We start from the raw sequence: 23,464 nt of genomic DNA, 5'->3' as shown, positions 1-23,464 counted from the left end.
TGGTCGACGGTACCCCAACCGCCCGGTTCGGTATAGCATTGGCGGTCACGACCGATTCATCACAACATGCCTCATATTCGTTTGCCGTTTCCCCGCGCGGGACTGTATGCCATTACCCGAGAAAACTATCCGAACGAACAAGCCCTGGCCGACGCCGTCGCGGCAGCCATTAGAGGCGGAGCCGTTGCGGTTCAATACCGTGCCAAGGCTTCCCGGGATCCGCTACGCGAGGCGGCTAAACTCCTGGCGGTCTGTCGCGAGAGCGGCGTGCCGCTGATCATCAATGATGACGTGGAACTCGCCCGCTGCGTCGAGGCCGACGGCGTGCATGTGGGTAAGGATGATCAGTCTCTGGCGGAAGCGAGGGGCGTTTTAGGGCCGGCGGCCATTATCGGCGTCTCCTGCTACGACTCGGTCGAACTCGCAGTTCAGGCCGAGGCCAACGGTGCAAGTTATGCCGCATTCGGTCGGTTCTTTCCTTCCAAGACCAAACCCGACGCGCCTTGCGCTCGATTGGAGACACTCGCGGAAGCTAAACGGCGTGTCTCCATTCCTATCGCCGCAATTGGCGGCGTGACCCCGGAGAATGGCGGCTTGCTCGTGGACGCCGGTGCTGATTTTCTGGCTGTGATTGAAGCGGTCTTCGGGGGGGCGGATCCGGAACCTGCGGCATCCGACTTCTTACCCTTGTTCAATCGGAAAAGGAAAGGAGAGTAGTTATTAATCAGGCCCGTAAATACCCTCCTGGTATTTACGGGCCGCCGCCCAGGCCGGTACACGCCCGGCCTCACGCGGCTTGTCGCCGCGCCGGGGAATCCCTGCCCCGGATTAACCCGGCCTATATTTATAGGCCGGGTTAATAAAGGAAGCTTACCGGCTGAGTGAGGCTTCCCGAGCCAAGTCGTAAAGGCGAATCGAGAACGCTCGCCAAGGGCCGGGCGGCTCCGTTGCGGTCTTCGGCTGCCAGGTAGTTAATGATTCTTGGGGAGAACCCCTACACCCATGAACTGGAATTGGCTGATCACCAATCTGGTGGCCGCGCTGCTGCTGCCTCCACTGAACATGCTGATCGTCGGCGCTGTCGGCCTACGCCAAATCAAACTGCGGCCCCGTCTGGGCCGCAGTTTGATTGCCGCAAGCCTGTTAGGATTGGGGCTGTTGTCGACGCCTTACGTGTCCAGCTGCCTCATGGCTACGCTCCAGGTTCCGCCCCTGCAGACTTTCGAGCACGACACGGAAGTCATGGTGATTCTCGGCGGAGGCATTCAGTCCGATGCGCCGGAGTACGGGGACGGAGCATCGATCAACGCGCGTACCTTGGAGCGGCTTAGATACGGGGCATTCTTGTACCGCAAGACCGGAAAGCCGATCCTGGTCACCGGTGGCGCGCCTCAAGGCTACGCTGCCGAAGCTCCGATCATGCGCTCGATCTTGGAAGACGAGTTCAAGGTTCCGGTCGGCTGGGTGGAAAGCAACTCCCGAACGACCCGGGAAAATGCCAGGTTCTCCGCTCGAATTCTCAAACAGGCCGGTATAAGCCGGATTTATCTCGTCAGTCATTCCTGGCATCTGGCGCGGGCAGTTCCTGAGTTCGAGCGGGAAGGATTGGTGGTGGTCCCGGCCGGAACCGGGTATGCTTCCGTCAACCACATCGGTTTGTTTGACTTCGTGCCCGATTATCGAGCTGTAGCAAACAGCGTTCTGGCTTTCCATGAGTGGATCGGTCTGGCCTGGTATCGAATTTCGAAGGGATCGTGAAGTCGAACCTCGGTTTCGCTCGCGGTTGCCGTCACTCTGTTCTCTTAGCCCGGTCGACTGCAAAATGGGCTGAGCGACCGCCGAAGTCAGTGCGGTGCCTCGAACAGCGGCGAGCCGAAATTCAGGCGGATGTGAGCCGGGGCTTTCATTCCTCGGTACGTGAAAAGCGATTCATGAGATTTTCGAGATCGGTGGCCAGATCCAGTGCCTGTTGACTGGCTTCGGACGTGCGGCCGGCCTCTGTCGCGATGGCTCCGGTTTTCTGATTGATATTTTCGATGTTACGCATGATTTCTTGGGTGACGCAGGACTGTTCCTCCACAGCGCTGGCGACTTGAACGTTCATATCCTTGATTTCTTCGATTGCTCGGGTAATTTCCGAAAGCGTTTCATTGCAGATTTCCGCCTGCTGGACACTCACTTGAGCTTGCCTTCGCCCTTTTTCCATAACGGCCGAAGCTTTCTGCGCTCCGTTTTGCAGCCGTTCGACGATTTGCTGAATTTCCCGGGTTGAACTCTGAGTGGTGGAGGCCAGTTTGCGAACCTCTTCGGCAACCACCGCGAAACCGCGGCCCCGCTCGCCGGCACGCGCCGCTTCGATAGCGGCATTCAGGGCCAGCAGATTGGTTTGATCGGCGATGTCGCGGATTACGCTAACCACGACATCGATGCCCTTGCTCTCCTGCTCGAGTTTTTCGATTACCTGCGCGGCACTCTCGACTTCGTGGGCCAAGTCATCGATTGCGACGCTGGTCTGCCCGACGGCTTGCTTGCCCTTACCGGCCGCGCCCGTCGCTCGATCGGCTGCGGAAGCGGCCTCCGCGGCATTGCGCGCGATGCTCTGCACGGTTGCGGTCATTTCGTCGACGGCGGTCGCTACCATGGCGATTTCCGCTTGTTGATGGGCGAGATCGGCGCTGGTCTGAGCCGCGGCCTCCCGAGTCTGTGTCGCCATCCGCCTGAGCCGGCCGGCGGCATCCTCGAAGCGTCCGATCACGGTGCGCAGGCGGGCCTGCAAGGAAGTGATGGCGGTTTGCAACTGTCCCACTTCATCGTCCCGGCCGGCATAGACCTGGCGAGCGATGCTGTTGTCGATAAACTGCCTGGAGTAGTTCGCCGCCCGGGTAAGCGGATTTATGAGAAGCCGGGTCATGACCGCCGCGATTCCCAGGCTGACGGCAGCCGTCGCGAAAAACATGGGATGCGCGCCGACACCGTTAAAAGCGAGTGCAAGAGGCGGCGTGATGGCAACGAGAAATCCCACGAAGGCTTTTGCGCGAAAGCTCAAGCGAAAGAGTGAAAACACCTTGAACTTCTTTTCACGAAATGACCGATAAAGCGCTTCGGCCCTTGCAACGTGCTCCCGCGAAGGGTTTACTCTGACCGATTCGTAGCCGACGATCCGGTCTCCGTCCAGCATCGGCATGACGAACGCGTCCACCCAGTAATGATCCCCGTTTTTGCAGCGATTTTTGACGATGCCCATCCAGGGACTCCGGTTTTTCAGGGTCGACCAGAGATCGATGAATGCTTCCGGCGGCATATCCGGGTGTCGAACGATGTTGTGGCTTTTATGCAGCAGCTCGTGTTCGGTAAAACCGGCGACATCCTGAAAACTTTTGTTCGTATACGTGATGATTCCCTTTAAATCGGTAGTGGAGATCAGCTGTGCGTCGGCGGGATACGTCGACTCGTTTCCAGTGATGGGCAGATTGATTTTCATGCAAAAACCTTGATTGAATCCGCTAAGTTGGCGAGGCAAGGATGCGTTTGCCATAAGCCGCCGCCGTCACGTTGTGGCCAGGCGCCCGCACCGGTTTGGGGGAAATCTCCGGGCCTGCGTCGGGACAACGACCTAGAGTATAGGCGTGGAGACACAAGAGGTATCCCATTTTTACGTGGGAAGGCGGGTGTTCGGTCTTCATTTTGCCGAGGATCGACCATCGCTAACGATGGGGTGAAGCGAATGCGGAAGAGGCTGGCCAGAACGCGAATTATGCACCGCGCTGATTCGCATATTCGCCGAGGTGGTCTAACTTTTAGGCCAGTTCTCCAGAAGTTCCGCAAGCGATCGTCCGGATCGGAACACACGGTGGCCGCGAGTCGAGCACTCGGCCCGATTGGAGATTCCGTCTTTTTTCTATAGGGGATACACAGAGGTTCGTCATGTCCGAGGATAGCGATACGCTTATTGGTCATTTGCTGGAGGTTCGCAATGGCCGATTCGTGGCCAAGCTGTTGGGTGAGGACGAGGGCTTTCGACCGACGATAGAAATTGGAGGCGAGGTTAAAGTCGTCGGGCAGACGGGATCTTACGTTTCGATCCGTCAGCATGGTTTTCGATCCTTGGCCCTGATCAATCGCGTCGAAGCGGATCGTTCCGACGGTCGACCCTGCCGCTGCGCTGCCAACAGCCTGGTCACGCTCACGCCTATTGGACAGATTGCCGACGACGGTGCATTCCAGCGCGGGGTGAGACATTTTCCGGCCCCGGGCGGTGAAGTGCACGTCGTGGCTCAGCGCGAGATCAATTCGGTTTTCGAGAAGTACCGGCAATTTGGGTTCGATATAGGCTATCTTCCCAGCAGTCCATCGGCGTCCGTCTATCTCGATCCATCCGCCTTGTGCAGCCGCCATTTCGCTATTCTCGGCCAGTCCGGTTCGGGTAAGTCGTGGACGGTGGCGAGTCTTATCCAGCATATGGTCGACGCCATGCCGAACGCGCATATCATTCTGCTCGATTTGCACGGCGAATATTGCTGGAAGGACAGGAACAGAGCTCTGCATTCGGCTTTCAATCCGGATCGAACGCGTTATCTCGATGCGCGGGCACTGGAAATTCCGTACTGGTTGATGACGTTCGCGGAGCTGCTCGACTTGCTGGTTGATCGCAACGACCCGGGAGCTGCCATACAGACGGCGTTCCTGCGCGAGATGATTTACGACTTGAAGAAAAAATCGGCGAAATCTCTGGATTTGGAGACGATTTCGCTGGATTCGCCGATTTACTTCTCGCTGCAGGAGGTATACGACAGCTTTAAGGAAGCCAACGAATTCCGCACCGATTTCGGCAAAATCAAAGGTCCGCTTTTCGGCCAGTTCGACGAATTTCTGGTCAAGCTGCAGAGCCGGCTGAATGACGTGCGCTACGATTTTCTGCTCAATCCGGTGAGACGGAACCGTTCGGAATCGCTTCCCGGACTGCTCCGGGACTTCGTTGGTTTGGGCAACCCGAAGTGCCAGATCACAATCATCGACTTGAGCCCGGTACCCTTCGATGTGCGTCCGACGGTTTCGGCGCAGATCGGGCGGCTGGCCTTCGAGTTCAATTACTGGAACCCGTTCAATCGCGAGTTCCCGATTCTTCTGATCTGCGAGGAGGCTCATGCCTATATCCCCCGGGAGTCGAGCACTCAGTTCGAAGGGACCCGGAAGACCATGGAACGGATCGCCAAGGAAGGACGCAAGTACGGCGTCGGCCTTGGCGTCGTCAGTCAGCGGCCGCACGAACTGTCGGAAACGGTGTTGTCGCAATGCGGCACGTATATCTGTTTGCGCATTACCAACCCCGACGACCAGGAGTACGTTCGCAAGCTGGTGCCGGAAGGCGAGTCCGATTTGGTTGATATCCTCACTTCTCTCAGTCGCGGCGAGGCCATGATTCTCGGCGAGGCCGTGCCGCTTCCCAGCCGGGCCCAGATTCGCAAGCCCGAACCCACGCCCAACAGCAACGACGCGGACTTCTACACGGCATGGACATCGGGGCCGGAAGATCTGGATATCGAAGGCATCGTCAATCGCTGGCGGCGCCAAGGGCGGTGATTCCGACCATTATTCAAACCTGAGAAAGTTTTTGCCGCGCCGTGTGATGCCTCAGAAATGAATGACTTTTGGAGTGAGAGAGAAACGTTGCGAGGTGTCCGTAACACAGACGTCGGGAAAGGCTTCCTGATCTGCCGGAGCCGCCCCGGTCATGGCAACGGAACGTGGCATAGGTCGGCAACCCTTTGCCGACCACGGCTGCGCAATAGCTCTCCACGCACCCTTTAGGCTGCTTCTCTAACGCCCGCCCGCAGATTCACGTCTTTGAACGGTGGACAACTGCGGCACCCGCTTTAGTGGAGCGGTCACGCCTCAGCGGTTATAATGCGAATTGGTATTTGCGCTGCATCTCCGTAGCGGCGCTGCTCCCTTACGGTACAGCAATCCCTCATGACTTCCTTCGCCAAAGAAATTATTCCGGTCAATCTCGAAGACGAGATGAAGCAGTCCTATCTCGATTACGCCATGAGCGTGATTGTGGGGCGCGCCCTGCCGGATGTTCGTGACGGTCTGAAACCGGTACATCGGCGCGTGCTTTACGCCATGCACGAACTGAGCAACGACTGGAATAAGCCTTACAAGAAGTCCGCCCGCGTGGTGGGTGACGTCATCGGTAAATACCATCCTCACGGCGATGCCGCGGTTTACGACACCATCGTACGTATGGCCCAGCCGTTCTCGCTGCGCTATATGCTGATTGACGGCCAAGGTAATTTCGGTTCGGTCGATGGCGATCCGCCCGCGGCCATGCGTTACACCGAAGTGCGCATGGCCCGCATTGCACACGAACTGCTCGCGGATCTCGAGAAAGAGACGGTCGACTTCGTTCCGAACTACGACGAGTCCGAAAAAGAACCTTCGGTGCTGCCGACGCGCATTCCGAACCTGCTCATCAACGGTTCGGCGGGCATTGCGGTGGGCATGGCGACCAACATCCCGCCCCACAATCTCGCCGAGGTCATCAATGCCTGTTTGCTGCTGATCGAAAATCCGGATGCAGGCATTGCCGAACTGATGGAGCACATTCCGGGTCCGGATTTTCCCACGGCGGGCATCATCAACGGCGCGCGCGGCATCCGCGAAGCCTATCTCACCGGGCGGGGGCGCATTTATATCCGGGCCCGCTGCGATTTCGAGGACGACGGCGGGCGCACAAGCATTATCGTCAGCGAGCTGCCGTACCAGGTGAACAAGGCGCGGCTCATGGAAAAAATCGCCGAGTTGGCCAAGGAAGGAAAGCTGGAGGGTATCTCCGGCCTGCGCGACGAATCGGACAAGGACGGCATGCGCATGGTGATCGAGCTCAAGCGCGGCGAAGTACCGGAAGTGGTGCTGAACAATCTGTATCAGCAGACCGCCATGCAGAGCGTGTTCGGCATCAATATGGTGGCCTTGCTGGACGGCCGTCCGCGCTGCATGAATCTCAAGGAGTTGCTCGCGGCCTTCATCGACCATCGCCGCGAAGTCGTCACCCGGCGCACGCTGTACGATCTCAGAAAGGCGCGCGAGCGGGCCCATATCCTGGAAGGGCAGGCGATCGCTCTCGCCAACATCGACGAGGTGATCGAACTGATCAAGACCTCGCCCACACCGGCGGACGCGAAACAGCGGCTGTTGGAACGTACCTGGCGTCCCGGCGTGGTTTCGGAGCTTCTGGCCAGGGCAGAGGACGCGATACGGTCCCGTCCGGAAAACCTCGCAGCCGGTTACGGTCTGACCGAAAACGGTTACAACCTGTCGCCGGAACAGGCCCAGGCGATCTTGGATCTCCGTCTGCACCGCCTGACCGGTCTCGAACAGGACAAGATCATCGACGAGTACAAGCAGCTCTTGGCACAGATCGACGAGTTCCTCGAAATTCTGGCCAGCGACAAGCGGCTTATGGAAGTCATTCGCGACGAGCTACAAGCCATCCGTGATCAGTTCGGCGACAAGCGCCGCACCCAAATCATCGAGGATCATCTCGATTTATCCGCCGAAGATTTGATCACCGAGGAAGACGTGGTGGTTACGGTCTCGCACGAGGGCTACGTGAAATCGCAGCCGCTCGGCGTTTATCGGGCGCAGCGGCGGGGCGGGCGCGGCAAGGCGGCCGCGACCACCAAGGAAGAGGACTTCATCGAAAAACTTATCGTTGCCAATACCCATGACACCATTCTGTGCTTCTCGAGCGTGGGCAAGGTGTACTGGCTCAAGGTCTACGAGCTGCCTTCGGCCAGCCGGACTTCGCGCGGCAAGCCTTTCGTCAATCTGCTGCCGCTGGAACAGGGCGAGCGCATCAATGCCATTCTGCCGGTACGGGAGTTCGATGAAAGCCATTACGTGTTCATGGTGACTGCATCCGGTATCGTCAAGAAAGTGGCGCTGCGGGAATTCGAACGTCCGCGCCCGTCCGGGAAAATCGCCATTGATCTCCGTCAGGACGACCACTTGGTGAATGTTGCCATCACGGACGGCAAGCAGCGGGTCATGCTGTTCAGCAACGCGGGCAAGGCGGTGTGCTTCGGGGAAGATGACGTTCGGCCGATGGGCCGCGGTGCAACCGGCGTGCGCGGCATGACGCTGAACGACGGACAAAAGATCATCGCCCTTATCATCGGCACTGAAGGTTCGGTGCTGAATGTTACCGAAAACGGCTTCGGCAAGCGCACGGACCTGAGCGATTTTCCGGTGCATCGGCGTGGCGGCCAAGGCGTGATCGCTATTCAGACCAGCGACCGTAACGGTCCCGTGGTCGGCGCCGTGCTGGTGCAGGATTCGGACGAGATTATGCTGATTACCGACGTCGGGACGCTGGTAAGAACGCGGGTCGAAGAGATTCGGGAACTCGGACGCAATACCCAGGGCGTGATGGTCATTCGCCTTAGTCCGGGCGAAAAAGTGGTCGGCGTGGACAGGATTCCGGTACTCGAGGGCGAAATCGGCGAATTGGCGGAAACGGATGAAAACCAGGAGGGTGACGATGGCTAGGGTTTACAATTTCAGCGCGGGACCGTCCATGCTTCCGGAGGCGGTGTTGCTGCGCGCGCGCGAAGAGTTGCCGGATTGGCATGCCACCGGCATGTCGATCATGGAAATGAGCCACCGCGGCAAGGATTTCGTTGGCGTCGCCGAAAAATCCGAAGCCGATCTGCGTGAACTGCTGGCGATTCCGGTCAACTATAAAGTCCTGTTTTTACAAGGCGGCGCGACCGGACAGTTCGCGGCGGTTCCCATGAATCTGCTGCGGGGGAAATCCAAGGTCTGCTACGTCAATACCGGCCTCTGGTCGGAAAAGGCCATTTCCGAGGCCGAGCGCTACTGCTCGGTCGCCATCGCGGCGAGTTCCAAGGAAAGCGGATTCGCGACGATTCCGAATCGCGCGGACTGGCGGATCGATCCGGATGCCGCTTATCTCCATTACACCGCCAATGAAACCATCGGCGGGGTCGAGTTCCAGGACATCCCCGATTCGGCCGGTCTGCCGCTGGTTTGCGATATGTCGTCCAATATCCTGTCGCGGCCTCTGGATATCTCCCGATTCGGGCTGATTTACGCCGGCGCGCAGAAAAACATGGGGCCTTCCGGCATCGTCGTGGTGATCGTGCGCGAAGACTTGATTGGGCAGGCTCGCACCGCTACGCCCTCGATCTTCGACTATAAAAAGCAGGCCGACGGCGGCTCCATGCTCAATACGCCGCCGACTTACAACTGGTATCTGCTCGGCCTGGTGCTGGAGTGGCTGAAAGAGCAGGGCGGATTGGCCGCCGTCGAGGCGCGCAATGTCCGCAAGGCGGAAAAGCTGTATGCCGCCATCGACGGCTCGAGGCTCTATTCAAACCCCATCGAGCCGGGCTGTCGTTCCCGCATGAACGTCCCGTTCCGGTTGGCGAAAACGGACCTTGAAAAGACGTTTCTGGCCGAGGCTAAGGCGGCAGGATTGGTCAACCTGGAGGGGCACCGGTCGGTGGGCGGATTCAGGGCGAGCATCTATAACGCCATGCCCGAAGAAGGCGTCGATACCTTAATAGCATTCATGCGCGAGTTCGAGCGCAAACACGGATAGTTTCATGTTAAAGGTTCTCACTTATGACAACATTTCGGTAGCCGGTTTGGAGCGGTTGCCCCGCGACCGCTACGAGGTTGCATCGGAAATACAGCATCCGGATGCCATCCTGCTGCGCTCCCATAACCTGCACGGTGTACCGATTCCCGAATCGGTGAAGGCGGTGGGGCGCGCCGGGGCCGGGGTCAACAACATTCCCGTCGCCGAGTATTCGAAGCGCGGCGTTCCGGTGTTCAACGCGCCGGGTGCCAACGCCAATGCCGTGAAAGAGTTGGTCATCGCGGGCATGTTGCTGGCGGCGCGGAATATTTGCGAGGCGTGGGATTATGCTCGTCAGTTGGAAGGTGGCGACGACGCAATTCATCGTCAGGTCGAGAAAACGAAGAAAAAGTTTGCCGGTTTCGAGCTGGCAGGTAAGACCCTGGGCGTTTTGGGGTTGGGGGCGATTGGCGTACGAGTTGCCAATGCAGCGACGAGTTTGGGCATGCACGTGAGCGGTTACGACCCGTTGCTCACGGTCGAGAGCGCGTGGCAGCTATCGTCGTCGGTCGCGCGGGCGGCGAGTATCGACGATTTGATCGCCAAAGTCGACTTCCTGACCTTGCACGTACCCTTGAACGATCAGACGCGCCATCTCGTCAATGGTGCGCGGATCAGCATCATGAGGAAAGGAGCCGTGCTGCTGAATTTTTCCCGCGCCGGCATCGTCGACGACCCCAGAGTCATAGAGGCTCTGGACTCCGGCCATCTGCACGCCTACGTCTGTGACTTTCCGTCGCGGGCGATGCTGAGCCATCCTCGCGCACTCGTGCTTCCGCACCTCGGCGCATCCACGGTCGAGGCCGAGGAGAATTGCGCGGTACTGGTCGCCGATCGCGTGCGTGATTTTCTGGAAAACGGTAACATCCGGTACTCGGTGAATTTTCCGGATGTCGTTATGTCGCGTACTGAAGGTGTTCGACTGGGAATCGCCAATGAGAATGTACCGAAGATGGTAGGGCAGATTTCCGGGGCGCTGGCTGATGCCAACCTCAATATTCTAGATCTGTTGAACAAGTCGAGAGGCGAAGTGGCGTATACGCTGATCGATCTCAATACCGAGGTGCCGGCCGAAACACTGAATCATATTCGCGGTATCAAGGGGGTCCTCTCCGTCCGCGTCATATAACGAGCTGTCATGGAGAATTCGAAGAATACATTGACTGCCGACGCATCGTTACTCCATCTTCGTAAGGAGATCGATGCGATCGACGATCGGATTTTGGAGTTGCTGAACCAGCGTGCCCGCTTTGCCCAGCAAGTCGCCGACATCAAGACGGCCGGGGGCGAGGTCGATTGTTTTCATCGCCCGGAGCGGGAGGCGGAAGTGCTGCGCCGCATCGCCGAAAACAATCGTGGTCCATTGAGTCAGGAGGCGGTCGTCCGCTTCTTCCGCGAACTCATGTCGGAATGCCTGGCTCTTGAAAAGCCGCTGAGCGTGGCTTTCCTGGGTCCTCAGGGCACGTTTACTCAGCAAGCCGCCTATAAGCATTTCGGTCACGCCATCGAAGCCGTGCCTTTGCCGACCATCGACGAGATTTTCCGCGCGGTTGAAAGCGGTGCTTGCCAGTATGGCGTGGTTCCCGTTGAAAATTCCACCGAAGGGGTAATCACCCATACATTAGACAGTTTTCTGCGATCCTTCTTGCTCATTGCCGGAGAGGTGGGACTTCGAATTCATCATAACCTGATGAGCAAATTGAACACTTCCTCCGAAGTACGGGAAGTTTTCTCTCATCAGCAATCGCTCGCTCAGTGCCGGCGATGGCTGGATCGTTATCTTCCGAAGGCACAGAATACGGCAGTCAGCAGCAATGCCGAGGCAGCGCGACTCGCCGCGGTGATGCCGCAGACCGCCGCCATAGCCGGAGACGTGGCGGCGGAACTGTATGGACTCAATGTCTTGGAGCGTAACATCGAAGACGAGCCGGATAACACCACGCGGTTCTTGGTGATCGGGCGAAACTCGGTCGGACCCACCGGAAACGACAAGACGTCACTGCTTTTGTCGACTCGAAATAATCCCGGCGCGCTTTATGCTGTCCTGGAACCTTTCGCAAAATACGGTATCAGCATGACCAAAATTGAGTCTCGGCCATCTCGGCGGGGTGCTTGGGACTATGTATTCTTCGTTGATGTGGAAGGGCACCGAGATGATCCTCGGTTGGCGGAAGCATTAAATGCCGTCGAGAAAAACGTCACTATGTTGAAGATCCTAGGATCTTATCCTCGTGCCTCATGTTGACCGTTGGAATCGAGTAGCCGACTAATCTCAATGAAAGCAGAACAATTAGCCGTTCCCGGGGTCCGGGCACTCACGCCGTACCTTCCCGGCAAGCCCGTCAGCGAATTGGAGCGGGAGTTGGGCTTGTCCAACATCGTTAAACTGGCATCGAACGAGAATCCTCTCGGACCGAGTCCAAAAGCGCTCGATGCGGTGCGTCGTATGTTGACCGAGTCACATCGATATCCGGACGGCAGCGGTTTCGAGCTCAAGGCTGCGTTATCGGCCAAACTCGATGTCCGCCCCGAACAGATTACTTTGGGTAATGGTTCCAATGATGTGCTGGAGTTGGTGGCCCGGGCTTTTCTGTCCCCGCAGTCGAAAGCGGTCTATTCGGAACATGCCTTCGCGGTTTACCCGATCCTGACGCAGGCCGTCGGCGCGAAGGCTGCCGTTGCGCCGGCCCACGACGGCTCGCGCGGGACTCGTTATGGCCATGACTTGCAGGCCATGGCGCAACGTGTGGACGAAACGACACGCGTCGTATTTATCGCCAATCCCAACAACCCGACCGGGACCTATCTGACGAAAACGGAGTTGCGGAGTTTTCTCGGCGATCTCCCCGACTACGTTGTCGCGGTAGTGGACGAGGCCTATTTCGAGTATGTCGAAGCCTCGGATTATCCCGATTGCATGGCGTGGCTGTCCGATTTTTCCAATTTGATCGTCACGCGTACATTTTCCAAGGCTTATGGACTGGCGGGGTTTCGGGTCGGCTATGCCGTGTCGAGTCCTTCGATCGCCGATCTCTTGAATCGCGTACGGCAACCGTTCAACGTCAATTTTCCAGCCCTGGAGGCCGCCCAAGCCGCACTTGATGACGACGAGCATCTGGTCCGCTCAGTGAATTTGAATCGAGCTGGCTTGCGTCAGCTATGTGAAGCTTTTGCTGAGCGCGAATTGAGCTTTATTCCTTCGGTCGGCAATTTTGTTACCGTCAAAATCACAAAACCGGCGGCCCCGGTTTACGACGCGCTGCTACGGCAGGGCGTTATCGTCCGGCCGGTCGGCAATTACGGTTTGCCCAATCATTTGCGCGTGACCGTCGGTACCGAGGAAGAAAACCGGATTTTCCTCGATGCGCTGGATCGAGTCCTGGCGTCATGATCGAGCGTTTATGCATCATCGGCGTAGGGCTGATCGGTGGATCGGTGGCGCGCGCTGCCCGCGCCGAAGGACTTTGCCATGAGATCGTAGGCGTCGATGCCGATGCCGATAACTTGCGAAAAGCATCGGCATGCGGCGTCATCGACGCCGGGTTTTCGGATATAGAGCAAGGCGCTGCAAGTGCCGATGCGGTCATGATAGCGACCCCTGTCGGAACCTTTGATGTGATCTTCAGCGCTTTGAAATCGGTCTGGTCGACCGGAGCCGTGGTGACGGACGCGGGTAGTACGAAGTGTAGTGTCATCGAATCCGCCGAAAGAATTTTCGGTGAGGTTCCCGACAACTTCGTACCGGGTCATCCGATAGCGGGTGCGGAACGGAGTGGCGTGGAGGCTTCGACGGTCGATTTGTTTCGGGGCAAGCGGGTCATTCTGACGCCGCTTGAGGACACGTCGCCGTTGGCCGTGAAGCGGGTCGAGAGCTTTTGGCGATCGATCGGTGCCAAGGTTTCCCAAATGGAACCCGCCCATCACGACGAAGTCTTGGCCGCGACCAGCCATTTGCCCCACGTGCTGGCGTTTGCCCTGACTTACATGTTGGGCAAGAAAGACGAGCAGACCGAGATTTTTCAGTACGCCGCCGGTGGGTTTCGGGATTTTACCCGGATTGCGTCGAGTGATCCGAAGATGTGGCTGGACATTTGCCGCGCGAATCGACGGGAAATCGTGCCATTGATCCATCAATTCCGCGAAGAACTGAATGTTGTTGCTGGTTTAATTTCCAGTGGTGCGGCGGAGGAGCTGTTTTCTGTATTCGCCGACGCCCGCAATGCGCGACAACGATTCTTGGATCAACTTGAAAGATAATAAGCCCATGGAGAACGACACAATCAGCTTTTGCGTGCAGCCTGGCGGTACGCTTCGCGGAGAAGCCCGGGTGCCGGGCGATAAATCCATTTCTCACCGATCCATCATGTTGGGCTCGCTAGCCGAGGGAACGACGCGCGTCACCGGTTTTCTGGAAGCGGAGGATTGCCTCGCTACCATGAATGCTTTCCGGGCGATGGGCGTTGAAATCGAGGGGGCGGAGAAAGGAGAGGTAAGCATTCGAGGCGTGGGACTGCACGGATTGCGTGCACCCGAAGAGCCCCTGTACCTGGGGAATTCGGGTACGTCGATGCGTCTCCTCTGCGGTCTTTTGGCCGGACAGGATTTTGACTCGATTCTGACCGGCGACGTTTCCCTTTCCCGCCGGCCCATGAAGCGGGTGACCGAGCCTCTTCGGACCATGGGCGCAATGGTGGAAACCACCGAAGCCGGAACCGCTCCACTCAGGATTTACGGACGCGCGAAACTCAAGGGAATTCATTACGAGATGCCGGTGGCCAGTGCCCAGGTCAAATCCTGTCTGCTATTGGCCGGTCTCTATGCCTCAGGTCAGACCTGCGTGCGCGAGCCGGCGCCGACGCGCGATCATACCGAGCGTATGCTGGCCGGATTCTCCTATCCGGTGACCGGCAAAGACGAGACGGTATGCATACAGCCGGATGGTAAACTGTTAGCTTGCGACATCGATGTGCCCGGCGACATATCCTCGGCGGCATTCTTCATGGTCGGCGCGGCGATCGGCGAAGATGCCGACGTCACCCTGCGCCACGTCGGAGTGAATCCGACTCGGACCGGCATTTTGGACATTCTGCGTCTGATGGGCGCGGATATTCAGGTCCTCAATCCCCGAGAGATGGGAGGAGAGCCGGTCGCCGATGTCCGCATCCGTTCGAGCCGTTTGTACGGAATAGAGATTCCTCAAGAATTGGTTCCCTTGGCGATAGACGAATTTCCGGTTCTGTTCGTCGCAGCGGCATGTGCCGAAGGGGAAACCCGACTGAGCGGAGCAGCGGAACTGCGCGTTAAGGAAAGTGATCGTATCCAGGTGATGGCCGATGGGTTGCAGGTCTTGGGCATCGAGGCTCAGCCGACACCTGACGGCATGATCGTTCGGGGCGGAAAGCTTTCCGGGGGGAAAGTCCGTTCCCACGGCGACCATCGCATCGCCATGGCATTTTCGATCTCTGCGTTGCGTGGTGGCGGCCTGATAGAAATCGACGATTGTGCGAACGTAAATACTTCCTTTCCGAGCTTTGTGGAGTTGGCGCGTAAATTGGGTTTGAATATTACTGCCGTTTGCGGCGAGATTTTATGACGACAAAGGTCCCGGTAATCACCATCGATGGGCCGAGCGGGGCCGGCAAGGGGACCGTAAGTCGCGCGCTGGCCAAAAAGCTGGGTTGGCATTTCTTGGACAGCGGCGCCATCTATCGCTCATTGGCCGTTGCAGTTACGCAGGCCGCGATAGATCCCCAAGACATCGATGCGGTCGTTCGTGTCGCCGAGTCAATGGATCTCCGGTTCGAGGCAAACGACCCTCCGCGTATATTTCTTGGCGGCCAGGATATTTCCCATAAGATTCAGACCGAAGACTGTGGCAGTACGGCTTCGAAGATCGCTGCTCACGGGCCGGTACGGCAGGCACTTTTACAGAAGCAGCGGGATTTTCAGCGAGAACCGGGCTTGGTTGCGGATGGGCGCGACATGGGGACGGTCGTTTTTCCTGATGCCTCATACAAGATCTTTCTTACCGCCAGCGCGGAAGTTCGCGCAAAAAGGCGGCATAAACAGTTGAAAGAGAAGGGGGCTGATGTTAACCTTGACCGCTTAACGAAAGAGATTGAAGAAAGGGACCGGCGCGACAAGGAGCGTGCTGAGGCGCCGTTAACTGTACCGGATGGCGCTGTTCTGATTGATTCGTCAGATCTCACGATTGATCAAGTTATCGCCCGATGTCTCGATATTATAGGCGGTAGGTGAGATCATACTCGGTAATGTTCAAGGGGTTGTCGACACTGCTCGACAATATATGTTTAACCAATTAACCCAAACAGCTAGGGAAACTTGGCTGTTGAAACCAAAATCGTTTTATGAGCGATAGCTTTGCACAATTGTTTGAAGAGAGTCTGGCTCAGGCAGAAATGCGTCCAGGCAGCATCATTACGGGCACCGTCATCGATATCGGCCCCGACGTGGTCGTGGTCAATGCGGGATTGAAGTCGGAAGGCGTCATACCGAAATGGCAGTTCTTGAATTCCGACGGACAAATCGAGGTTCAAATAGGTGACACGGTTGAAGTCGCCCTTGACATGCTTGAGGATGGCCTTGGGGCGACCCTATTGTCCCGCGATAAGGCGAAGCGCCTGAAAGCATGGCAAGAACTTGAACAGGCGTATGAAAAGAACGAAACCGTGGTTGGTCGAATCACGGGAAAGGTGCGCGGCGGGTTTACTGTGTCCGTCGGTGCGCTTCGTGCTTTCTTGCCGGGTTCCCTAGTCGACGTGCGCCCGGTCCGCGACACCGCTTATCTGGAAGGGCGCGACCTCGAGTTCAAAGTCATCAAAATCGACCAAAAACGCAACAACGTGGTGCTTTCCCGCCGAGCGGTAGTGGAATCCGAGTTCAGTGCAGAAAAGGAAGCGCTGCTCGAGAATCTCAAGGAGGGCGCGATCATCACAGGCGTGGTGAAGAACCTGACCGATTACGGTGCTTTCATCGATCTCGGTGGAATTGATGGCCTTCTCCATATTACCGATATGGCTTGGAAGAGAGTGCGGCATCCTTCTGAAGCCGTTCAGATCGGCCAAGAGATTCAGGTCAAGGTACTGAAATTCGACCAGGAAAAGAATCGTGTCTCGCTTGGTTTGAAACAGCTGGGCGAGGATCCGTGGCTGAATATTGCACGCCGTTACCCGCCGGGCACGCGCCTTTTCGGGAAGGTCAGCAATCTAACGGACTATGGCTGTTTCGTCGAACTGGAAGAGGGCGTCGAGGGTCTTGTTCACGTGTCGGAGATGGACTGGACCAACAAGAACGTCAACCCGGCGAAGGTCATTCAGCTGGGTGAAGAAGTCGAAGTCATGGTGCTCGATATCGACGAGGAGCGTCGTCGCATTTCTCTCGGCATGAAGCAATGCAAGCCCAATCCTTGGGAAGAATTTGCTGCTAGCCATAAGAAGGGCGATAAGATTACGGGCAGCATCAAGTCGATTACCGATTTCGGGATTTTCATCGGCCTGGAAGGAGCCATCGACGGTTTGGTGCATCTGTCGGACATTTCTTGGTCAATCCCGGGCGAAGAAGCGATTCGGCAGTACAAGAAAGGCGATGAGGTGGAGAGCATTATCCTGGCCATCGATCCTGAGCGGGAGAGAATTTCGCTCGGCATCAAACAGTTGGAGCAGGATCCCTTCCAGAATTACCTGGCGACCCATGAAAAAGGCAGCATTGTCACAGGGGTCGTCAAGGAAGTCGATGCAAAGGGCGCCGTGATTATGCTGGCAGACAGTGTCGAAGGCTATCTTCGCGCCTCGGAGATTTCGCGCGATCGAGTCGAAGATGCTCGCACCCAGTTGAAAGCGGGAGACGAAGTCGAAGCGAAATTCATCGGTGTCGACAAGAAAAACAAATCCATCACTCTCTCGATCAAGGCAAAGGATCAAGAAGAGGAGGCGGCAGCGATCAAAGGCTATTCGCAGCAATCTTCTTCCGCTATGCCTACTTTGGGAGACATTTTCAAGGAACAGATGGAAAATAAATAGTCAGGTCAAGCAAGGGGGCTGTATATGCAGCCCCCGCTATCCACGGAAATGACAGTGACAAAGTCCGAATTGATCAATCTCTTAGCAGAGAAATACGGCCACCTCGCGTTCAAGGATGTCGAAGCTGCAGTGAAAGGAATGATCGAACATATGACGTATGCTCTTTCGTCGGGCGAGCGTATCGAGATAAGAGGGTTTGGCAGTTTCTCTCTCCATTATCGGCCACCGAGGATAGGCCGGAATCCTAAGACGGGCGATTCTGTTGAATTGTCCTCGAAGTTTGTTCCTCATTTTAAGCCCGGCAAAGAACTTCGGGACCGGGTAAACCAAGCGCGTGCTTGAACCGAGCGGCTTGATGCCGCTTAATTGCCGATATTCCCGCTTTAGAAACGTTTTCGGTGTCTCAAGTGCAATCCAAGTAAATGGGTGTTTTTGCTATTTAGTGTCTGTAAGAAAACTCGATTTTTTCATGGTTTTGCTGACTCACTGGGAGTCACGTCAGCCGTTTTTCGGCCCAGGCCAGCCTTTTTTCCCGCCAGGCGCACTCCATGATGCCAATTTGCCATTTGGGGGCAAATTTTGGACGCACCTTTCCTGCACTTCGGGATTTTTCTGCCATCAGCCCTGTCTTTAGGCCGCTTTTTTATACGGCCCTCGTCGTCGATCCGCCGCTTGTTGTTCTTGCTCGCGTAAAACGGCTCCCAGGCGCTGAATGTTGCGCGCCACGACCGCGAGGGCAACATAGCGCTTGAAGCCGTCAATGCCATGATCGGGACATTTGTCCAGGCCATGCACACCGAGTGCATTGATTGCCGATTCAACAGCCGAGTGTTGGCGGCGCAGGCGGACAAATGTCGGGTCGGATTCGCGGACTTTGTCGGCTTCCGATAGCCGGCCTTTTTTCGGCAATATGACGTTTTCCAGGTGTTGCTTGAGCTCGACCTGATTACTTGGACTGTGAAAGCCCTTGTCCAAGCGGATGGCCGTTACTGCCGGAAAGCGGGTTTGGCTGTGTTCGACCAGGGACACGGCGATTTGATCGTCGGTGGTTTTTTCCATGACTTGATGGTGTAGGATGAAGCGGTGTTGATCTTCGACGACCGCCACCCGCAAGCCCAATTCGACCGGTACGCCCGCCTTGCCTTTGCTGATCCACTCGGTATGGGGCTGAAAAATGGAAAAGACTTTTTCGCCATGCGGAATGGTTTCACCTCGCGGGACGCGGCGACGAATCTGGTCGATCTGCCGCTCGGCATGCGCCAGGTAGGCATCAAGGTCTGCCAACATCGGTGTCGGTAGGCCATGCGCTTGGTTCAGGCGTTGCCGGGTAGCATGTGCCCGTTGCTGATAGGCTTCAGCTTGGTCGAGATAGGTCTGATAAGCCGTTTCGATTTGCGCCTGCTTGGCCTGCCGCTTGGCTTCATCTTGTGAGGTGGAATGCTTGAGCTTTTGAATCAGACGGTAGCTTTTCTTGAAACACCGCAAGTGATAAGCGCTTTGCCGCCATTCGGTCAAATCCAATGTATCGCAGAGTGCCGCACAGGTTTGAATGGCTTTGCGAATCGCATCCCACAGCAAGTTGGTATCGGTGGGGAAATGCACGTGGGTTTTGACCACAAAGGAATCAGCGCGGGCTTTGAGGCTTTCCTCGGCGTTTTTTTTTTAACAGCGAGTGCCCCGCGTTAACCACTTCCTGGTTGATGCGGTCCAATAGCTCGGGCGTGAACAAGCTGACGTTGTCCCGAATCGTCTGCAACTCGTACTCCTGCTCGTCCAGCCAATCGCTATGCCCCAGCATCTGCCGGATCGTCTTGTGTTGGTTGGCCAACTCTTGAATCCGGTCGTAATCCGCATCGAGACCCAAGCGCAGTACGCCCAACACCCGTATCTTCCACTGCTCCATGCCAGGCCGCCCGGTTTGGCGGTTGGCTTTGCCTTGCCCGTTCGCACGGTCAGGTATCATCTCTTCCAGAATGGCAAATACCCGCTGACGCAAGCTGACCTCGGTATAAATGTATTGCAGTCCACGCAGTAATTGAGGGATGTCATCGCGCGATTTGGGATCGAGGACGATGGCGGCAATATCGGTTTCACCGAATTTGAGTTGTGGCTGAATGACGGTACGCATACGATTTCGGGTAACGAAGATTTTGGTTTTTAGGTGGTTGCAGGCTGATTTTCGCCCGAAATAGGGCAAAACTGGTGTCAGAACAACACATCTTCGTGCTGCGAAATAATTATAATACATTGATAGTTATGACTTTAATTGATTTCCGTTCAGGCACTAAGTACTAAACACTCATTCCCACGTTTTTGCTTGTTGTTACCTCGCCGCTCAACGATCAAATACCTGCGATCTATTTTCCAAGCAAAGCCCAATTGAAATATCGTCAGACCCATGTCGCCCAAGAAAGACTAGGGTGGATGAGGTTGTGGTCGGGGCAACTGCTCAAACGTCGCCGTAGCGTGACGGCTGTCAAATGGCAAATAAGGGTTAAGTGAGAACGAGTGTAAGCGTCCGGCTGTCCGCATAATTCCCACCGATTAGCGCCTGAGTCACAGTATCGCCATATTCCCGAAGAGGAGGAGATGGCGATGACGAAACAAGAACGAGAGATGCATTGGCGGGTCCTGCTGGAGCAACAGGCAGGGAGTGGGTTGTCGGTGCGCGCTTGGTGTGCGCGCGAGGCGGTCAGCTATGCGGCGTTCATCTACTGGCGTCGACGCGTAGCGCAGCCAGCGGTGGTGGCGCCACTGACGTTGATGCGGGTAGATGGCGGTGAGACAGCAGTCGGTGGTCTGTGGTTGTCGGTGGGCGGGGTTCGCATCGAGGTGAAACCGGGGTTCGATGCCGGGTTGTTGAAGCAGGTGGTGGCCGCATTGGTCTCGTGATGCTGGCGACGATTCTGAGTGCGGCGGCGGTGTATGTGGTGGCCGAGCCGGTCGATTTGCGCAAGTCCATCGATGGTTTGGCGCTGGCGGTGGAGAGCAGTCTGGGGCATTCGCCGTTATCGGGTGCGGTGTTCGTGTTTTTCAACCGGGGCCGGGACAAGGTGAAGCTGTTGTGGTGGGATCGTCACGGTTTCTGGCTGGCCTACAAGCGGCTGGAGAACGGCCGCTTCCGCAAGCCGGTTCAGGGGACGATTTCGCGCTCGGACCTGCTGCTGTTGCTGGAAGGCGTGGACCTGACGGTGGCCCGTTTCCGCGCGGTTCGCGCGGGTCGGGTCGGCTGAGTCGAAAGTGCCTGAAACCCGCATCAGAGCTGGGCTTTCGGGTGGTCCACCGGGTATAATGGCAGCCATGAATGCCGCCGCTCTCGCCGAAGAAAATCGTACTCTAAAGGCCACCCTGGCCCAGCGCGAGGCGCGCATCGAACGGCTGGAATTCGACCTGGCGCAGCTGAAGAAGCTGCTGTTCGGCGCCCGTTCCGAGCGACTGGCGACCCTCCCCGACATCGACCAACTGCCGCTGTGGGATGAGGTGCCCGAGGACGCCCCCGTCGCCAGTCCGGTGGCGTTCAAGACGGTGGTGGTGCAATCGCCCGCCAAGAATCAACCGAAGCGCACCGCACTGCCGGCGCATCTGCCGCGAGAGATCGTGGTATTGCCGTTGTCGGCACAAGACCGGCAGTGTCCTGCCTGCGGTGAGGAACGGCCGGTGATCGGCTACGAAAGCTCCGAACGCTTGGATTACGTCCCGGCGCAACTGAAGGTCGTGGAAACGCGGCGGGAAAAGTGCGCCTGCGCGAAGTGCCAAGGGCAGTTGACCACGGTACCGGCCCCGCCGCAAATCATCGAGCAGGGCATCCCTCTGCCGGGTCTTCTGGCACATCTGCTGATGGCCAAATACGGCTATCACCTGCCGCTGTACCGCATCGAGCAAATCTTTGCCCACCAGGGTGTCCCCATTGCCCGCACCACGTTGTGCGACTGGGTCATCCAGAGCGGCTGGCAGCTGCAGCCCTTGGTCGAGCGGATGCTGGCGTTGCTCAAGCAACAGCCGGTGATCTTCTCGGACGACACCACTGTGGCGGTGCAGGACCGCGGCAAGACGCGGGAAACCCGGTTTTGGGTATACGCCGGCCACTCGCCGCCCATCGTCGTCTATGACCACACCGAAACCCGGGCGGGCAAGCATCCCAAGGCCAAACTGGAAGGCTACAGCGGCTACCTGCAGGCGGACGCCTATGCCGGTTACGACCAGATCTTCGCCGCGGGCAAGGTCCTGGAAGTGGCGTGCTGGGCGCATGCGCGCCGCAAGTTCTTCGAGATTGCCCGACAGACCGAGAACGGCAAGCGCATCAGCGCCCATGAGGCCTTGGAGTACATCGGCCGGCTCTACGCCATCGAACGGGAGGCCAAGGAACAGCAACTCGACGCCGAAGGCACCCGAAAGCTACGGCAGGAACAGGCGCGGCCGATCCTGGCCGAGTTCAAGGCCTGGCTCGAAGACCGGCTGCGCCAGCTGGCGCCCAAGACCCCCACTGCCCAGGCCATCGGCTATGCCCTCAAGAACTGGCCGGCGCTGGAGCGCTATACCGAAGACGGTCGCCTGGAGATCGACAACAACCGGAGCGAACGGGCCATCCGCCCGCTGACCATCGGCCGCAAGAACTGGCTGTTCCTCGGCTCGCCCAAGGGCGGCCAGGTCGCCGCCACCGTCTTCAGCCTGATCCAGACCTGCAAGGAGCTGGGCATCAATCCGGAGGCCTATCTGAAGGATGTCCTCAACCGCCTGCCTTCCACCAAGCAGAAGGACATCGACAGCCTGCTTCCTCACAACTGCAAGCTGCCCGGGGCGTAACAAGCGACCACTTAACCGTTCGCCACTGCGACCACAAGTCCGGGTACCGCCGAACGCTTACGAACGAGTCAGTCCATTGGTCAGTTCTGAGGAGTATCCCTCGACACACCGCAGGGTCAATCGGTAAATACGATTTATCGCCTCTGTCTGGCTGTAGGCAAGCTCTATCGCCGAGCTTTTTGGTAAGCGTCCGGCTGTCCGCATAATTCCCACCGATTAGCGCCTGAGTCACAGTATCGCCATATTCCCGAAGAGGAGGAGATGGCGATGACGAAACAAGAACGAGAGATGCATTGGCGGGTCCTGCTGGAGCAACAGGCAGGGAGTGGGTTGTCGGTGCGCGCTTGGTGTGCGCGCGAGGCGGTCAGCTATGCGGCGTTCATCTACTGGCGTCGACGCGTAGCGCAGCCAGCGGTGGTGGCGCCACTGACGTTGATGCGGGTAGATGGCGGTGAGACAGCAGTCGGTGGTCTGTGGTTGTCGGTGGGCGGGGTTCGCATCGAGGTGAAACCGGGGTTCGATGCCGGGTTGTTGAAGCAGGTGGTGGCCGCATTGGTCTCGTGATGCTGGCGACGATTCTGAGTGCGGCGGCGGTGTATGTGGTGGCCGAGCCGGTCGATTTGCGCAAGTCCATCGATGGTTTGGCGCTGGCGGTGGAGAGCAGTCTGGGGCATTCGCCGTTATCGGGTGCGGTGTTCGTGTTTTTCAACCGGGGCCGGGACAAGGTGAAGCTGTTGTGGTGGGATCGTCACGGTTTCTGGCTGGCCTACAAGCGGCTGGAGAAAGGCCGCTTCCGCAAGCCGGTTCAGGGGACGATTTCGCGCTCGGACCTGCTGCTGTTGCTGGAAGGCGTGGACCTGACGGTGGCCCGTTTCCGCGCGGTTCGCGCGGGTCGGGTCGGCTGAGTCGAAAGTGCCTGAAACCCGCATCAGAGCTGGGCTTTCGGGTGGTCCACCGG

Annotated in this window: 21 protein-coding genes; 18 read left to right on the top strand and 3 right to left on the bottom strand. The window is 57.6% G+C overall.

All coding sequences use genetic code 11. From position 1 onward, the window contains the following. Window positions 1-66: 66 nt before the first annotated feature. Together thiE and sS8_RS13385 are read left to right on the top strand one after the other, a co-directional pair. Window positions 67-717, top strand: coding sequence for a thiamine phosphate synthase (gene thiE, locus sS8_RS13390; protein ID WP_232020632.1), 651 nt, complete (start codon window positions 67-69; stop codon window positions 715-717). Window positions 718-1,002: 285 nt separating this feature from the next. Continuing rightward, entirely contained in the window at window positions 1,003-1,758 is a 756-nt protein-coding gene (locus sS8_RS13385) for a YdcF family protein (RefSeq protein WP_197716750.1), read from the top strand. Window positions 1,759-1,903: 145 nt separating this feature from the next. Here sS8_RS13385 and sS8_RS13380 read toward each other — a convergent pair whose 3' ends face one another. After that, on the bottom strand, window positions 1,904-3,481 hold the full coding sequence (locus tag sS8_RS13380) for a methyl-accepting chemotaxis protein (protein WP_170161072.1): 1,578 nt from the start codon (window positions 3,479-3,481) through the stop codon (window positions 1,904-1,906). A 443-nt stretch (window positions 3,482-3,924) separates the two neighbouring features. Between sS8_RS13380 and sS8_RS13375 the strand changes: the two genes are divergently transcribed. The 11 genes from sS8_RS13375 to ihfB all read left to right on the top strand — a co-directional run bounded on the left by sS8_RS13375 (window position 3,925) and on the right by ihfB (window position 18,045). Next, window positions 3,925-5,580: an ATP-binding protein gene (locus sS8_RS13375; RefSeq protein ID WP_119630066.1), complete on the top strand. Its 1,656-nt coding sequence runs from the start codon at window positions 3,925-3,927 to the stop codon at window positions 5,578-5,580. A gap of 390 nt (window positions 5,581-5,970) precedes the next feature. Further along, complete coding sequence (gene gyrA, locus sS8_RS13370) at window positions 5,971-8,550, top strand: DNA gyrase subunit A (protein WP_119630065.1); 2,580 nt, start codon at window positions 5,971-5,973, stop codon at window positions 8,548-8,550. Beyond that, the gene (gene serC, locus sS8_RS13365; protein ID WP_119630064.1) at window positions 8,543-9,625 is read left to right on the top strand and encodes a 3-phosphoserine/phosphohydroxythreonine transaminase; all 1,083 of its coding nucleotides are present in this window, start codon (window positions 8,543-8,545) and stop codon (window positions 9,623-9,625) included. Before gyrA ends, serC begins: the two co-directional genes overlap by 8 nt. Before the next feature lie 55 nt (window positions 9,626-9,680). Further along, entirely contained in the window at window positions 9,681-10,793 is a 1,113-nt protein-coding gene (locus tag sS8_RS13360; RefSeq protein WP_232020631.1) for a phosphoglycerate dehydrogenase, read from the top strand. A gap of 9 nt (window positions 10,794-10,802) precedes the next feature. Then, window positions 10,803-11,909, top strand: coding sequence for a prephenate dehydratase (pheA, locus tag sS8_RS13355; RefSeq protein ID WP_119630062.1), 1,107 nt, complete (start codon window positions 10,803-10,805; stop codon window positions 11,907-11,909). A 30-nt stretch (window positions 11,910-11,939) separates the two neighbouring features. Further along, window positions 11,940-13,055 carry a histidinol-phosphate transaminase gene (hisC, locus tag sS8_RS13350; protein ID WP_119630061.1) on the top strand — a complete coding sequence of 372 codons (1,116 nt, stop codon included), beginning with the start codon at window positions 11,940-11,942 and terminating at the stop codon, window positions 13,053-13,055. Next, window positions 13,052-13,921 carry a prephenate dehydrogenase gene (locus sS8_RS13345; RefSeq protein ID WP_119630060.1) on the top strand — a complete coding sequence of 290 codons (870 nt, stop codon included), beginning with the start codon at window positions 13,052-13,054 and terminating at the stop codon, window positions 13,919-13,921. The genes hisC and sS8_RS13345 overlap by 4 nt, the downstream gene beginning before the upstream one ends. Before the next feature lie 7 nt (window positions 13,922-13,928). Further along, on the top strand, window positions 13,929-15,257 hold the full coding sequence (gene aroA, locus sS8_RS13340) for a 3-phosphoshikimate 1-carboxyvinyltransferase (RefSeq protein ID WP_119630059.1): 1,329 nt from the start codon (window positions 13,929-13,931) through the stop codon (window positions 15,255-15,257). Further along, complete coding sequence (gene cmk, locus sS8_RS13335) at window positions 15,254-15,922, top strand: (d)CMP kinase (RefSeq protein ID WP_119630058.1); 669 nt, start codon at window positions 15,254-15,256, stop codon at window positions 15,920-15,922. Before aroA ends, cmk begins: the two co-directional genes overlap by 4 nt. Window positions 15,923-16,032: 110 nt before the next feature. Next, window positions 16,033-17,703 (top strand): 30S ribosomal protein S1, encoded by a 1,671-nt coding sequence (gene rpsA, locus sS8_RS13330; protein WP_119630057.1) that lies wholly within the window; start codon window positions 16,033-16,035, stop codon window positions 17,701-17,703. 54 nt (window positions 17,704-17,757) lie between these two features. Continuing rightward, window positions 17,758-18,045: an integration host factor subunit beta gene (gene ihfB / locus sS8_RS13325; protein ID WP_119632771.1), complete on the top strand. Its 288-nt coding sequence runs from the start codon at window positions 17,758-17,760 to the stop codon at window positions 18,043-18,045. Window positions 18,046-18,196: 151 nt separating this feature from the next. Here ihfB and sS8_RS29560 read toward each other — a convergent pair whose 3' ends face one another. Together sS8_RS29560 and sS8_RS13320 are read right to left on the bottom strand one after the other, a co-directional pair. Continuing rightward, complete coding sequence (locus sS8_RS29560) at window positions 18,197-18,322, bottom strand: hypothetical protein (protein WP_269461472.1); 126 nt, start codon at window positions 18,320-18,322, stop codon at window positions 18,197-18,199. A gap of 11 nt (window positions 18,323-18,333) precedes the next feature. Further along, a protein-coding gene (locus sS8_RS13320) for an ISNCY family transposase (protein ID WP_232020576.1) occupies window positions 18,334-19,831 on the bottom strand; the annotation gives its coding sequence in 2 pieces (ribosomal slippage) (window positions 18,334-19,356 and window positions 19,358-19,831; 1,497 coding nt in all). Window positions 19,832-20,292: 461 nt separating this feature from the next. Here sS8_RS13320 and tnpA (sS8_RS13315) point away from each other — a divergent pair. The 5 genes from tnpA (sS8_RS13315) to tnpB (sS8_RS13295) all read left to right on the top strand — a co-directional run bounded on the left by tnpA (sS8_RS13315) (window position 20,293) and on the right by tnpB (sS8_RS13295) (window position 23,411). Then, the gene (gene tnpA, locus sS8_RS13315) at window positions 20,293-20,595 is read left to right on the top strand and encodes an IS66 family insertion sequence element accessory protein TnpA (protein ID WP_119627851.1); all 303 of its coding nucleotides are present in this window, start codon (window positions 20,293-20,295) and stop codon (window positions 20,593-20,595) included. Next, window positions 20,595-20,936: an IS66 family insertion sequence element accessory protein TnpB gene (gene tnpB, locus sS8_RS13310; protein WP_119629772.1), complete on the top strand. Its 342-nt coding sequence runs from the start codon at window positions 20,595-20,597 to the stop codon at window positions 20,934-20,936. Before tnpA (sS8_RS13315) ends, tnpB (sS8_RS13310) begins: the two co-directional genes overlap by 1 nt. 58 nt (window positions 20,937-20,994) lie before the next feature. Then, the gene (gene tnpC / locus sS8_RS13305; RefSeq protein ID WP_119628671.1) at window positions 20,995-22,506 is read left to right on the top strand and encodes an IS66 family transposase; all 1,512 of its coding nucleotides are present in this window, start codon (window positions 20,995-20,997) and stop codon (window positions 22,504-22,506) included. A 261-nt stretch (window positions 22,507-22,767) separates the two neighbouring features. Next, entirely contained in the window at window positions 22,768-23,070 is a 303-nt protein-coding gene (gene tnpA, locus sS8_RS13300) for an IS66 family insertion sequence element accessory protein TnpA (protein WP_119627851.1), read from the top strand. Beyond that, a complete protein-coding gene (gene tnpB / locus sS8_RS13295; RefSeq protein WP_119627852.1) occupies window positions 23,070-23,411 on the top strand; it encodes an IS66 family insertion sequence element accessory protein TnpB in 342 nt (113 codons plus the stop codon). Before tnpA (sS8_RS13300) ends, tnpB (sS8_RS13295) begins: the two co-directional genes overlap by 1 nt. Window positions 23,412-23,464: the final 53 nt, after the last annotated feature.

Source organism: Methylocaldum marinum (genome assembly GCF_003584645.1).
Classification (GTDB): domain Bacteria; phylum Pseudomonadota; class Gammaproteobacteria; order Methylococcales; family Methylococcaceae; genus Methylocaldum; species Methylocaldum marinum.
The sequence above is the reverse complement of the archived record's forward strand: the minus strand, read 5'-3'. Positions and strand labels throughout refer to the sequence as shown.